Origin of the sequence: Ralstonia sp. Ralssp110 (assembly GCF_047325135.1) — a bacterium.
GTDB lineage: Bacteria > Pseudomonadota > Gammaproteobacteria > Burkholderiales > Burkholderiaceae > Ralstonia > Ralstonia mojiangensis.
Genome location: NZ_CP168609.1, coordinates 335110 through 348451, shown reverse-complemented (window position 1 = coordinate 348451; position 13342 = coordinate 335110). Strand labels below are relative to the sequence as shown.

General features: G+C 63.9%; 10 protein-coding genes. All 10 read left to right on the top strand.

Annotated elements, in window-relative coordinates; translation table 11 throughout:
- Positions 1-13: 13 nt before the first annotated feature.
- The 10 genes from ACEN9T_RS02160 (at position 14) to ACEN9T_RS02115 (ending at position 13340) form a co-directional block, all read left to right on the top strand.
- A complete protein-coding gene (locus ACEN9T_RS02160; protein ID WP_413706287.1) occupies positions 14-1378 on the top strand; it encodes an MBL fold metallo-hydrolase RNA specificity domain-containing protein in 1365 nt (454 codons plus the stop codon).
- On the top strand, positions 1375-2316 hold the full coding sequence (locus ACEN9T_RS02155) for a ribose-phosphate pyrophosphokinase (RefSeq protein ID WP_092975158.1): 942 nt from the start codon (positions 1375-1377) through the stop codon (positions 2314-2316). The genes ACEN9T_RS02160 and ACEN9T_RS02155 overlap by 4 nt, the downstream gene beginning before the upstream one ends.
- Before the next feature lie 29 nt (positions 2317-2345).
- On the top strand, positions 2346-2624 hold the full coding sequence (locus ACEN9T_RS02150; protein ID WP_092975155.1) for a DUF1488 domain-containing protein: 279 nt from the start codon (positions 2346-2348) through the stop codon (positions 2622-2624).
- A 10-nt stretch (positions 2625-2634) separates the two neighbouring features.
- Complete coding sequence (locus ACEN9T_RS02145) at positions 2635-4179, top strand: thymidine phosphorylase family protein (RefSeq protein ID WP_413706286.1); 1545 nt, start codon at positions 2635-2637, stop codon at positions 4177-4179.
- 79 nt (positions 4180-4258) lie between these two features.
- Positions 4259-4693: a hypothetical protein gene (locus ACEN9T_RS02140; RefSeq protein ID WP_413706285.1), complete on the top strand. Its 435-nt coding sequence runs from the start codon at positions 4259-4261 to the stop codon at positions 4691-4693.
- Between the two features lie 298 nt (positions 4694-4991).
- Positions 4992-6077 (top strand): efflux RND transporter periplasmic adaptor subunit, encoded by a 1086-nt coding sequence (locus ACEN9T_RS02135; RefSeq protein WP_413706284.1) that lies wholly within the window; start codon positions 4992-4994, stop codon positions 6075-6077.
- Positions 6077-9190 (top strand): efflux RND transporter permease subunit, encoded by a 3114-nt coding sequence (locus tag ACEN9T_RS02130; RefSeq protein ID WP_413706283.1) that lies wholly within the window; start codon positions 6077-6079, stop codon positions 9188-9190. The genes ACEN9T_RS02135 and ACEN9T_RS02130 overlap by 1 nt, the downstream gene beginning before the upstream one ends.
- The gene (locus tag ACEN9T_RS02125) at positions 9187-10443 is read left to right on the top strand and encodes a TolC family protein (RefSeq protein WP_092975144.1); all 1257 of its coding nucleotides are present in this window, start codon (positions 9187-9189) and stop codon (positions 10441-10443) included. The genes ACEN9T_RS02130 and ACEN9T_RS02125 overlap by 4 nt, the downstream gene beginning before the upstream one ends.
- 45 nt (positions 10444-10488) lie before the next feature.
- Positions 10489-11013, top strand: a complete 525-nt coding sequence (locus ACEN9T_RS02120) for a cytochrome b (RefSeq protein ID WP_413706282.1) — start codon at positions 10489-10491, stop codon at positions 11011-11013.
- Positions 11014-11048: 35 nt separating this feature from the next.
- On the top strand, positions 11049-13340 hold the full coding sequence (locus tag ACEN9T_RS02115; protein ID WP_413706281.1) for a heavy metal translocating P-type ATPase: 2292 nt from the start codon (positions 11049-11051) through the stop codon (positions 13338-13340).
- Positions 13341-13342 lie beyond the last annotated feature (2 nt).

Genomic DNA, 13342 nt, shown 5'->3' with positions numbered 1-13342 from the left:
CGGGGAGCGAGGCATGCGGCTGCAATTTCTCGGTGCGACCGACACGGTGACCGGCTCGAAATACGTGCTTGAGAGCGGCACGCGCCGTGTCATGGTCGACTGCGGGCTCTTTCAGGGCTACAAGTCATTGCGCCTGCGGAACTGGGACAAGCTCGCTGTCAACCCGCACCAAATCGATGCGGTCGTGCTTACGCATGCCCATATCGATCACAGCGGCTATCTGCCGCTGCTGGTCCGCAATGGCTTTCGTGGCCCGGTCTATTGCACGAAAGGCACGGCGGAACTATGCAACATCCTGCTGCCTGACAGCGCCCGGCTCGCGCAGGAGGATGCCCAGTACGCGAATGCGCAGGGGTTCTCGCGTCATCATCCTGCATTGCCGCTTTATGACGAAAAAGACGCTGCCAGGGCATTACGCCGCCTGCATCCCATCGACTACGGCGAGCGCTTTCCGGTGACCGATGGCGTGGAAGCCGAGTTCCACCGGGCAGGGCACATCATCGGTGCGGCCACGGCGACGTTGTTGACGGAGGGCCGCCGCATCGTCTTCTCTGGCGACCTGGGGCGGCAGGTCGATCCCGTGATGCGGCCACCTGAGCCCATCGCGGAGGCCGATACCTTGCTGGTCGAATCCACCTATGGCGATCGCGTGCATCCGGAGGGCGACCCGCTCGATGCACTCCAGCAGGTTGTGCAACGGACGATCGGGCAGGGCGGCACGCTGCTGATTCCTGCCTTTGCGGTGGGGCGTACCCAAGAGCTTCTGTATTGCCTCTACGTGTTGATCCGCGAACATCGAATTCCGCATGTGCCGATCTATCTCGACAGCCCGATGGCCGAGCTGGCGACCGAGGTGTTTGCACATCATGTTGACGATCTGCATATCGGAGCGGCCGACTGCCAGGCCGCTTGTGCGTTGGCCATTCCTGTGCAAAGTCCTGAACAGTCGATGCACCTGGGGAACGATCGCGCTCCCAAGATCATTCTTGCGGCAAGCGGCATGGCAACAGGCGGGCGGGTGCTGCATCACCTGAAGAGCTTTGGCGGCGGCAAGCGCAACGCCATCCTGATGTCAGGCTTCCAGGCGGCCGGCACACGAGGCGCCGCCCTGCTGGCCGGTCAACGGGCGCTACGCGTGCACGGACGTGAGGTTGCCATCCGAGCCTCGGTTGAGCAGATTCAGAATCTGTCCGCCCACGCGGATGCCAATGAGCTGATGAGCTGGTTACGGGGCTTCACGCGTCCGCCACGGCAGACCTTCGTCGTGCATGGCGAACCGGCCGCCAGCGACGCCTTGCGCCAGCGCATCGAGCATGAACTGCAGTGGCCAGTCCGCATGCCGGAGTACCGCGAGTCCTACGATCTGGAGGGGGCATGACCGCACCAGCCGTTGCCCTGGAGCCGCAGCGTGTGCTGATTGCTATGCCGGGCTGCGACGCCGCCACCATGCGGCTTGCCATCCCGCTGAGCGCGGAGTTGGGGCATGCCGCCGTGAGCCACTTTCCGGATGGTGAATCCTACGTGCGGCTTTACACGCCCGTGCACGGCGCTGAAGTTGCCATTGTCTGCACACTCGATCATCCCGACGAGAAACTCCTGCCACTGCTCTGGCTGGCGATTGCCGCACGCGAGGGCGGGGCACGCCGGGTTGGCCTGATCGCGCCGTACCTGCCGTATATGCGGCAGGACGTCGTCTTCAATGCGGGCGAGATTCGCGCCGCAGAACACTTTGCCGCCCTGCTGAATCCGGTCTTCGACTGGCTTGTTACGGCGGATCCGCATCTGCATCGCATTTCGCATCTATCGAATGTGTATCGCATGCCGACGGTCGCCGTGGAAGCCGCACCTGCCATTGCCGCATGGATTCAGACCCATGTACAGGCGCCGTTCCTGATCGGGCCCGACGACGAAAGCAGGCAGTGGGTCGAGCATGTGGCCGGCATTTGCCAGGCTCCATGGGCAGCGTTGGCCAAGACGCGACACAGCACATGGCACGTGGAAATGGCGGAGTTGCCAAACATTCCACCACGGTGCGTGCCCGTACTGGTGGACGACATTATCTCGACGGGGCGCACCATGCTCGCTGCGGCAGCCTTGCTGCAGCATGCCGGCAAACCGCAGCCGGTCTGCATTGGGGTGCACGCCGTGTTTGCCGCCGACGCCTACAGCCGGCTTTGCGCGGCCAGCACGGATGTCGTCACGTGCGACACCATCCCCCATCCCTCGAACCAGATTGCACTCACAGAGCCGCTGGTCGACGCCGTTTCACGCATGTTTGATTTACCCCTGGCTTCGAGCAAGCAGATGCTTGTTTGATCAGGGCGCTTTCGTCTCTGGAGGCCATCATGAAACAGATCAGGTTCCTGCCTGACGACCCGACATACTGCGCAGCAGGGCCGCGTCTGCAATGCCGCGCTTCGGTCGATGGCAGCTCCGCAAGCTATGCAATCACGGCCGAGGCCCTTGAGGACCATTTTGGCGCGCGCTCCTGCCAGTCTGACGATCTGCTCAGTGCATTCAAAGTGCACCGCGGTCATATCGAAGATGTCGCACGCATTCTGTTCGAGCAAACAGGTTCCAAGGAGATCACGCTACACAGCGGACACTTCCGTTTTGCAGGCTGACGCGCATGTCATGAGCACGATCTCCATGCTCTCGGCTGACGTACCCGTCGCGCCGCCGGGATGCCTCAAGTTCAAGGCGCTTGGCATTGACACGTGGCAGGAGCACGTCATCTACATGCACCCGGACAGCGCGATCTGCCGGTCGGAGGGCTTTGCCGCGCAGGCGCGTGTGGAAGTCCGCATCGGGCAGCGATCTCTGATCGCCACGCTGAACCTGGTGGGATCGGGACTGCTGGAAAAGCATGAGGTGAGCCTGTCAGCCAGCGCGGTCGATTCGCTGATGGCGCGCCCCGGGGACGAAGTGTGCGTTACGCACGCGCCGTCGCTTGAGTCGCTGCGCGCCCTGCGTGCAAAGATTTACGGTGGGCATCTGGACGCGAAGCAATTGCAGGAGATCATTGCTGACATCTCGCACGAGCGCTATGCCGATGTCCATATCGCAGCATTTCTCAGCGCGTGCGCAGCCGGCCGCATGACCATCAAGGAGACCATCGACCTCACACAAGCCATGGTCGACTCGGGCGAGCGGCTGCGTTGGGATCGCGCGGTCGTGGCAGACAAGCACTGCGTGGGCGGTCTGCCCGGCAATCGCACCAGCCCCATCGTCGTTGCCATCTGTGCGGCGGCGGGGCTGCTGCTGCCCAAGACTTCATCGCGTGCGATCACCTCGCCAGCGGGTACCGCCGACATGATGGAAACACTCACCCGCGTCAACTTGACCGCTGCGGAGCTGCGATGCGTAGTGGGGCAGGTTGGGGCATCGCTCGCGTGGGGCGGGGCCTTGAGCCTCAGCCCGGCGGACGACGTATTGATTCGCGTGGAAAGAGCGCTCGATGTCGACAGCGATGCACAGCTCGTGGCGTCCATTCTTTCCAAGAAGATTGCAGCCGGGTCCACTCATGTGTTGATCGACGTGCCTGTAGGCCCGACGGCAAAAGTCCGCAGTGTCGAAGACCTCGAGCGCCTTGAAATGCTGCTCAAGCGCGTGGCCCAGGCGTTCGGGGTGCAGGTGCTGATGGTGCGCACGGATGGCGCGCAGCCCGTTGGCCGCGGGATCGGCCCTGCGCTGGAAGCAAGAGACGTTCTGGCCGTACTGCAGCGCTCGCCAACGGCGCCCTTCGACTTGCGGGAACGGTCGTTATTGCTCGCCGGCGCATTGCTGGAGTTCTGCGGCGCAGCGGTTGCCGGAACGGGGCTCGACATGGCAACCGGCCTGCTGGATAGCGGTGCCGCATGGCGGAAGTTCGAAGCGATTTGCGAGGCGCAAGGCGGCTTGCGCATCCCCGGAGAAGCCATTTTCCGCCGCGACGTCGTTGCTGAGAAAAATGGCATCGTCACCAACATCGACAACCGTCACCTTGCCCGCATCGCAAAACTTGCGGGCGCACCGATACGTCAAGTCGCGGGGGTGGAAATGCATGTGCGACTGCGCGATCAGGTGAGCGTCGGACAACCGCTGTTCACGATCCATGCACAAGCCTCGGGCGAGCTGGAGTATTCGTCGGCATATGCGTTGACGCATGCTGTGGTCGGTCTGTCTCCGATGGGTGGTTGACATCAAGCACCAAACGAAAGGCACATTGCTTTACAATCCACACATGCCACGTGCGACCGCAAGCAACTCGCTTCGGGCAATGCTGTTGTTGACCATCGTGTTGATGCAACTGCTAAGCCCGCTTCTGCACGGCCATCTCGGAACACCGAAACAATCTGGCCTGCACGTGCACACCGCACTTCCTGCTGCGGTTGATTCTCATTTCCAATCCGTATCGTTTGCTCATCGTCCTCCTATTGAGGAGTCGGTCGCCATTGGCCTTCATGACTGGGCGTTGACGAGCCAGGAACCCTTCGAGGTGGATGTCGAGCCTGCCATTGGTCCGGCGGATCTTGGCGCATTTCTTTGGGCAGCCGCGGCAGCTGGTGTATCTGCGCTGACCTTCCTCCTGCTTGCGGCGCTGGCTCGCGCCGCTGTATTTCGTCCCGCCTACCGGCCCGCGCCCGTTCGAGCGCGGTGGCGCGATCGCATCAATCGGCCACCTCCGGCCCAAGCACCTCCGCTGCAATCCTGATCCGTACCCGGTTGACGGCCGGTGTGCGCGTTGCTCTGCAACTTGTTGACCTGCAACAAGCCTTTAGCGTCTGCATTGGCGATGATGAATGTGTCAGAAGCGCTGTCTTTTGGCGCATTTCGCACGCCTAACGCTACGCGGCGGTAGCAACTCCACGTTCCATTGGCCCTCCACCGTAAGAGCTTGTCGTTCGCAATGCATGGAAATGCTGGGCGACGGTTGATCTTGAGGTCGCCCGCGTATGCGCGGCAATCAGAGGTGGCGTCCGTGGCGTTGCCTCCGAGGATTGGAGTCAGGCATGTCTTTCAAACGAATCGTCGCGGCCAGTGCGTGTATTGCGCTGATCGCGTTTCCCCTTGAGCAGGCCGCTGCCCAAGCAGGCACCCAGGTGGTGCCGCTATCGGCTGAGCAGGCGCGCTCCCTCGGCGTGCGTTTCAGCCCGGTCGCCGCTTCTTCAGGGTTGGAGGTCGGCACGCATGCGCGTGTCGTGTTCAAGCCGGATGCGCAATATGTAGTAGCCGCCCCATACGCGGGCATGGTGCCCCGGGTGTTGGTGTCGGTCGGGCAAACCGTCCGGGCAGGCCAGCCGCTGGCCGGTTTTTTGAGCCCGCAGCTCTTCGAAACCAGCCGCGCATTGACGGAAGCCAACTCGCAGGCGCGGCTCGCGCAGCAGTCGCTAGCGCGCGACAAGGCGCTGTACGACGACGGCATCATCGCTGCAAGCCGCTGGCAGGCAACACAGGCGCGGGCCACTGAGGCCGGTGCCATGGTCAAGGCGCGCAAGGCAGAGCTGGCCTCCGCAGGCATTGCATTCAGCGGCGCGGGTGGTGAGGCGCAATTGGTTGCCAGCCGTGGCGGTGTGGTTTCCGAAGTCAACGCCGTTCCGGGGGCGCGAGTCGACGCGGCGGCACCGCTTTTCAGGATTGTTGATCCGGCGGCGCTGGAGCTGGACCTGCTCGTTGGCCGCGACATACCGGTGCCTGCCACAGGCGACCGCGTCGAGATCGCACAACGCGGCGCCGGCGGCACCGTCATTGGTGTTGCGCCTTCCGGCGATGGCACTGCAGGTGTGCGTGTTCGCGCATCGCTGGAGCGACGTGGAGACCTGCGTGCCGGGGAGAGCGTCAACGTCACGCTCAAGCTGCGCAGCGCGGCCAATGCAAACGCTCCTGGCCTGCTGCGGGTTCCTGTGGCCGCGTTGATCTATGTGCGAGGCGTGCCAGGCCTATTCGTCGCAACCGACAAGGGTTTCCGCTTCCAGGATGTCGCAGTCGCCAGTACAGACGACGCCATCGCCGTCGTTCGTGTCAACCTGCCCGCCGGTACACGCGTAGCGGTGACAGGAGTCGGTGCGCTCAAGGGCTTGCTGGCGGGAGAGCAGTGATGTTGCCCCGCCTGATTGAGTTCTCTTTGCGCCAGCGCGTGCTGGTGCTGATTGCGGCTGGCGTGCTCGCTGCGGCCGGCGTGTGGGCGTATCTGAACCTGCCGATCGACGCGTTTCCCGATATCTCGCCGACGCAGGTCAAGGTCGTGTTGAAGGTGCCGGGCATGACCCCGGAGGAAGTCGAGCAGCGGGTCTCCACGCCCATCGAGCAGGAGCTGCTCGGCCTGCCGCACAAGACGATCGTGCGCTCGGTGTCCAAATATGGCATCAGCGACGTGACCGTCGATTTTGAAGAGGGGGTAGACGTCTACTGGGCGCGCCAGCAGGTGTCGGAGCGTCTGGCTGGTTTGGCACGCGATCTGCCATCGACCGCCGTGGGCGGTCTGGCGCCCATCACCACGCCGTTGGGCGAGATGTTCATGTTCACGGTGGAGGGCGATGGCTATTCCCTGGCCGACCGGCGCCGCGTGCTGGACTGGGTGATCCGGCCAGCGCTGCGCACCGTGGCAGGCGTAGCCGACGTCAACGCCCTCGGCGGCGAGGTGCGCAGCTACGAGGTGACGCCTGACCCCGCCCGGTTGCGAGCCCGCGCCGTCACCCTGGAGCAACTGCGTCAGGCGCTGGACGCCAACAATCGCAACGACGGGGCAGGGCGGCTGGACCGCGGAGACGAGCACTGGGTCGTGCGCGTGGAAGGTGGCATACGCGGGCTGGACGATTTGCGTGCGATTGTCGTGGTGCCGGCGCAGAGCCCGAATTCCGCCCTTGCGGTCACGGTTGGCGATGTTGCGACCGTGCGGCTGGGCGAGGCCACCCGCAACGGCGCTGTCAGCAAAGACGGCAACGGTGAAGCGGTTGAAGGGCTGGTGCTGGGCCTGCGCGGCAGCGATGCCCGCAAGCTGGTCGAGGCGGTGCAGGAGCGGCTGGACGCGCTAGGGCCCCAGTTGCCAAAGGGCATGTCGACCCACGTCTTCTACAACCGTGGCGAGCTGGTAACCCGTGCGGCCAACACCGTGGTTCGCGCCCTGATTGAGGCCAGCGTGCTGGTGGTCATCACCTTGTACGTGTTCCTGGGCGGGGTACGGGCTGCCCTGGTCGTGGCGACCACACTGCCGCTGTCGATGCTGGCAACCTTCCTTCTGATGCGCTATGTGGGTCTGACTGCCAACCTGATGAGCCTCGGTGGGCTCGCCATTGCGCTGGGCATGCTCGTGGACGCAGCCGTCGTCGTGGTCGAGAACATCGAGACGGCCATGGCGCGCGCGCAAGACCACAAGACAGACCCCGCGCTGCGCGGTGCGGTCATCCGCCATGCAGTCGCAACGGTGGCGGTACCGATGCTGTCGGGCGTTTCGATTATTGCCATCGTGTTTCTGCCGCTGCTGTCGCTGCAAGGTCTGGAGGGCAAGCTCTTCGGGCCTGTGGCGCTGACCATCGTGCTGGCGCTGGCCTCGTCCGTGGTGATTGCCTTTACCGTGGTTCCGGCGCTCGCTTCTTTGCTCTTGCTTACGCATGCAGATGAGCCGCCCTGGCTGATGCGAAAGGTCGCGAGCGGTTTTGCGCGAATCCAGGCGTGGACGACCACACATCGCCGCATGGTGTTCGGCCTGGCCGGGGCGGCGTTGGCGCTGGCCGTGGTGTTGTACATGTCGGTCGGCAAGACGTTCATGCCCACGATGGACGAGGGCGACCTGATCGTGCAGTTGCAGAAAGCACCGTCCGTTTCGCTAACGGCTTCGCTGGACATGGACCAACGCGTGCAGCAGGCGCTGCTCAAGGAGGTGCCGGAAATACGCTCGATCGTCGCGCGCTCGGGTTCGGATGACCTTGGCCTTGACCCGATGGGCCTGAATGAAACCGATACCTTCCTGGTGCTCAAGCCCAAGGATCAGTGGCGCGGCAGCAAGGAAGACATCGCGATTGCGATCCGGCGCGTAATGGAGCGCTTCCCGGGCGTGATCTACGGCTTCACGCAGCCCATTGAGATGCGTGTCTCGGAGATGCTGACCGGCACACGTGGTGACGTTGCCATCAAGCTGTTTGGCAGCGACCTTGCCGCCATCGACGCAGCCGCGCAGGCCATTGCAGCCAAGGTCCGCACCATTCCGGGCGCGGCAGAGGTAATTGCCCCCAGCAACAGTGGTGTGCAGTACCTGAAAGTGTCGCTGGACCGCGCAGCGGTCGGGCAGGCCGGCTTCTCCGGCGACACCCTCCAGGCGCAACTGCGCGCCCTGATCGAGGGCGACCGGATTGGCGTGGTGCCTGAGGGCATCGTTCGCACGCCGCTGATCTTGCGTGGCGGAGCAGGCTTGCGGCAGGCGCCCGAAAACCTGACCAACCTTCTGGTAACGGCACCCGACGGCAAAGCATGGCCGCTCACCTCTCTGGCACGTATCGAACGCGTGGATGGGCCCGTGCGCATCAACCACGAAGACGGCGCCCGGTTTGCCGTGATCCAGGCCAATGTTGATGGTCGGGACCTGGCGGGTTTCGTGCAGGAAGCCCAGGCGGCAGTCAGCGGTATTGGCACGTTGCCAAAAGGATTGCGGGTGGTGTGGGGCGGACAGTTCGAGAACCAGCAACGCGCTGCAGCGCGTCTTGCGTTGGTTGTCCCATTGGCCCTGTGCGCAATCTTTCTCCTGCTGATGTTGACGTTCCGCTCGGTGCGGCAGGCAGTGCTGGTGGTCGCCAACATTCCGTTTGCGCTCGTGGGGGGCATTGCGGCGCTGCGGATATCGGGCGAGTACCTCTCGGTGCCGGCCTCCGTTGGCTTTATCGCATTGCTCGGGATCGCGGTGCTCAACGGCGTGGTGCTGGTTTCGCACTTCAACACGCTGCTGGAGTCAGGTTTGAGCATGACGGAAGCCGTGCGCGATGGCGTGCGAGACCGGCTGCGGCCCGTCCTGATGACGGCCTGCATTACCGCACTGGGGATGATTCCGCTGCTGCTGGCCAGCGGGCCGGGGTCAGAGATTCAGCGGCCGCTGGCGATCGTGGTATCGGGCGGGCTGATTTCTTCGACCGCCCTGACACTGCTTCTTCTGCCCCTGCTGTTTGAACGTTTTGGGTTGCCTCGGCCGCGTGCGGCCGCCGGGCAGGGAGATTCACAATGAGGTTGGATCTGTTTCGCATCGTATTGGCGGGAGCGAGCACGATGCTGCTTTGCAGCGCCGCCGCGCAAGCGCAAATCTCGCCGGCCTATCTACCGGCGGAGAGCGCAGTGCGCGAGGCCGTCGCACAGTCGCCCGACGTGCTGGCGGCAGAAGCCCGCCGCGATGCTGTACTGGCTCGGGCTGAGGGCATCCGCGCCGGCACAGCGGAAACCGTCGTGCGCGCAATTGGCCAAGGGCGCCAGGTGCGCGATCCCTCCGAACGCCATGCTGAAGGGCAGATCGCTGTGGAGCGGCCATTGCGGCTTTGGGGCAAAGCGCAGGCCGATGGGCAGCTTGCCGATGCCGCCGCCGAGGCGGGTCAGCTTGCCGTCAAGGATGCACGCCATGAGGCATCGCGCCAGATTCTGGCCCTCTGGTTTGGTGCCGTGCGCGCAGGACAGGCACGCTACGCAGCGCAGGAGAACGCCAAAGCGGCGGCTGACCTGGCGGCGCTGACTGCCCGGAGGGTGCAACTGGGCGATGCCTCACGCCTGGAGGCCGAACTGGCCGCGGCCGATCGGGCGCGCACGCAAGCCGCGCTGGCGACAGCCGCTGCAGCGGAACAAACCGCGCAGGCGGAACTGCAAGCCCGCTTTCCGGGGCTTGGCCATCCCGCGTTTGGCCCCGATCCAGCGCTGCCCGCATTGCCGCAAGAACCACCAGATCGATTACGTACCCAGTACATCCAGGACAGCCACGAATATCGCCTTGCCATGGCAGAAGAGGCTCAGGCGCAGCATATGGCCAAGCGGGCCGATCTTGATCGCCGGCCTGACCCGACCGTCGGCATGTTTGTTACGGTGGAGCGCGGCGGTGCGGAGCGCATCATGGGTGTGAGCGTTGCCATGCCGATCGGCTCGGCGCATCGCCGCTCAGCGGCTGCGGCGGCCGCTGCCGATGCGGAAACTGCTGCAAGGCGCAGACTGGGTGCCGAGCGTCGGCTGGGTGCCGAATTCGATGTCCTTTACGGCAACCTGCAAGGAAAACGGACGAGCGCGCAGGCGCAGATGGAAGCGGCTACGGTGCAAAGGAGCGCATCCGACCGGGCAACGCGCGCATATCGTGCAGGTGAGTCGGGCTTGACTGAGCTACTGGCAGCACGCCGTAGTCTGGCCGAGTCCGTGCTGGCCGAGCGGCTCGCACGCGTCGACCTGCTGGAGGCAGACAGCCGCCTGCAGCTCGATCTGCATCGGATGTGGGACTTTGACGATTGATCTGCCGCGGCTTCACCTTTCACTCAACACGCTTTGGATAACGCTATGCAATCCGAACTGAAATACTCCCTCACCATGCGCTCGCTCCATTGGCTCGTGGTTCTGGCGGTGTTAATCGCCGTCGTGGCCATCGAGATCATGGATTTCTTCCCGAAAGGCAGCGCCGAGCGAGGCGCTCTGTTTATGGTCCATCAGACAGCGGGGCTCTCCGTGTTCGCTCTGATGGTGTTGCGCCTGCTGGCCCGAGTGGGCATGCAGGCGCCGCCTCCCGTGCCGGGCTCACCCCTGGTGCAGCTTGCAGCGCGACTCACGCACGGCGCGCTCTATGTCCTGATGGTCGGTATGCCCGTTTTGGGCTTGCTGGCACTGGCCTTGGCAGGCAAGCCGATTCAACCATTCGGACTGAATCTGACGCTGGCGTTGGCGCAGGACAAGTCGTTGGCCCACTTGGCCAAGGAAATTCATGAGTCGGGCGCGACGGTGGTTTATATCGTGGTCGGGCTGCATGCCGCTGCGGCGCTCTGGCACGAGTTCATCCTGAAGGATCGGCTGCTGCGCCGCATGATCTAGCCCACATGGAAACAGCGTCGACAAGAGGCTCAACGATGCACGCCACGCGCTTGCTCGCCAATGTTGCATTGCTTGCCTTGTCGGTGCTGACCTTGGCGGCGGGGCTATGGGCGCGGTACCTCGGTGCCGATGTGCTCGCGCAGCAACTCTGGCTGATTGGCGTTATACCGAACTGGCTGGCCCTGGCCGTCTCGATTGTTCGGTCACTGATGCGGCGGCAGGCCGGGGTGGATGTTCTGGCGGTGATGTCGATCACCTTTGCGCTCCTGTCAGGCGAGGTGCTGGTCGCATCGGTCATTGCGTTGATGCTCGCGAGCGGCCGCGCGCTGGAGGACTTTGCCCAGGCGCGTGCGCAGCGCGAGATGACTGCCTTGCTGGGTCATGCGCCCAAGCGGGCCAATCGCTTCGACGACGGACAGTGGCACCAAGTCAGCCTGGAGAAGGTGCAAGCGGGTGACCGGCTGCTGGTGCGACACGGCGAAGTCGTGCCGGTGGACGGTACTTTGTCCGAGCCCGCCGATCTTGATGAGTCTACGTTGACAGGAGAATCGCTCACCCGCCATCGCCAGGCAGCCGATGCAATTTGCAGCGGCGTGCTGAATGTCGGCGCCGCTTTCGAAATGATTGCGAGTGCGTCGGCCGAGAAGAGCACGTTTGCGGGCGTTGTCCGGCTGGTCAGTGCAGCGCAGGCGGAGCGCAGTCCCTCCGTCAGGCTGGCTGACCGGTATGCACTTACCTTTGGGGGCGTTGCCGTTCTGCTGGCGGGAGCAAGCTGGATATTCACGGGTGATCCGGCGCGTTGTCTTGCCGTGCTTGTCGTGGCCACGCCGTGCCCGCTAATCCTGGCTGTGCCTGTCGCCATCGTTTCGGGGCTGTCGCGTTGCGCCAAGCGAGGCGTACTGGTCAAAGGCGGCGGCGCACTGGAGCGGCTGGCGTTGGCCGACACGCTGTTCTTCGACAAAACGGGCACGCTGACCAGCGGATATGCACGACTGGTCGACGTTGAGTGTGCACCGCAGTACACGTCCGATGTTGTGCTGGGCTTGGCCGGTTCACTCGCGCAGGCGTCGAATCACGTTACGGCAGAAGCCGTCGCCAAGGCCGCGCGCGAACAGGGCGCGACGCTGCAGTTGCCGAGTGCGGTGATTGAGAGTCCGGGAGCCGGCGTTTGCGGCCGCGTTGAAGGGCATGTCGTTTCCATCGGCTCGTTGCCTTATGTCTTGGATTCGTCTGATGTGCCGCGCTGGGTGGAAGCGTTCGTCAAGCGCATGAGCTATGCCGGCGCGTCGGCTGTCTTTATCGGCGTGGACGGTGAACTGGCGGGCGCATTGCAGTTGGTGGACCGCGTGCGCCTTGAGGCGCCTCGTGCGCTGCGACTCTTGCGTCAAGAGGGCATGACACGCCAAGCGATGTTGACCGGGGATCGGGAAGACGTTGCCGAATCCGTGGCATCCGTGTTGGGGGTGACAGAGGTCTATGCGGGCCTGTCGCCGGCGGCCAAGCTCGCGGCGATTCGAAATGCACGCACCGCGGGTCGGGTGGTCATGGTTGGCGATGGCGTCAACGATGCACCAGCGCTTGCTGCTGCGGACATTGGCGTGGCAATGGGCGCGCGCGGCGCAGCTGCGTCTTCGGAAGCCGCAGACATTGTCTTGCTGGTGGACCGCCTGGATCGGCTCGTTGATGCGGTCCGGATAGCACGCCGCACACGCAGCGTCGCGCTGCAGAGCGTGATGATCGGCATGTCGCTGTCGTTGGCCGCCATGGTTGTCGCAGCGCTCGGTTATCTGCCGCCATTGGCAGGCGCATTGCTGCAAGAGGTCATCGATGTGTTGGCGATCGCCAGCGCGTTGCGAGCGCTACGGCCTACAGAAAACGAGGCAACCGGTTCACTTGTCTCTGCGGACGTCGAGCGCCTCAAGGCCGAACACGCGGAGTTGGAACCCATTCTGAGCCGGATCCGCGTGGTCGCAGACTCGCTTCCCCATATGGAAGGCTGCGCGGCAAAAACCGCGTTGCTATCGCTCAATCAGTCCTTGGCAGAGGTGCTGGTGCCGCATGAGCGCCGCGACGATACCCAGCTCTATCCGGACGTCGCCCGCTTGCTTGGCGGAGATGACCCGATGGCGGCAATGAGCGCCATGCATCGCGAGATATTCCGCATCACGAAGCTGCTGGGCCGGATCGTGGCGGATGTTTCTTCTGACGGACCGGATGCCGCAGTGACGCAAGAGCTGCAACGCTTGCTCTATGGTCTCGATGCCGTCGTGCGGCTGCATTGCGCACAAGAAGACGAACTGTTCCATGTGCTCGGTGGAGAGGCTTGAGC

Bases quoted from the DNA above. Each gene is read 5' to 3' on its own strand.
- ACEN9T_RS02125 (WP_092975144.1), top strand. From the start codon at position 9,187: ATGAGGTTGGATCTGTTTCGCATCGTATTGGCGGGAGCGAGCACGATG.
- ACEN9T_RS02115 (WP_413706281.1), top strand. From the start codon at position 11,049: ATGCACGCCACGCGCTTGCTCGCCAATGTTGCATTGCTTGCCTTGTCG.
- ACEN9T_RS02140 (WP_413706285.1), top strand. From the start codon at position 4,259: ATGCTGTTGTTGACCATCGTGTTGATGCAACTGCTAAGCCCGCTTCTG.
- ACEN9T_RS02135 (WP_413706284.1), top strand. From the start codon at position 4,992: ATGTCTTTCAAACGAATCGTCGCGGCCAGTGCGTGTATTGCGCTGATC.
- ACEN9T_RS02130 (WP_413706283.1), top strand. From the start codon at position 6,077: ATGTTGCCCCGCCTGATTGAGTTCTCTTTGCGCCAGCGCGTGCTGGTG.
- ACEN9T_RS02160 (WP_413706287.1), top strand. From the start codon at position 14: ATGCGGCTGCAATTTCTCGGTGCGACCGACACGGTGACCGGCTCGAAA.
- ACEN9T_RS02150 (WP_092975155.1), top strand. From the start codon at position 2,346: ATGAAACAGATCAGGTTCCTGCCTGACGACCCGACATACTGCGCAGCA.
- ACEN9T_RS02145 (WP_413706286.1), top strand. From the start codon at position 2,635: ATGAGCACGATCTCCATGCTCTCGGCTGACGTACCCGTCGCGCCGCCG.
- ACEN9T_RS02120 (WP_413706282.1), top strand. From the start codon at position 10,489: ATGCAATCCGAACTGAAATACTCCCTCACCATGCGCTCGCTCCATTGG.
- ACEN9T_RS02155 (WP_092975158.1), top strand. From the start codon at position 1,375: ATGACCGCACCAGCCGTTGCCCTGGAGCCGCAGCGTGTGCTGATTGCT.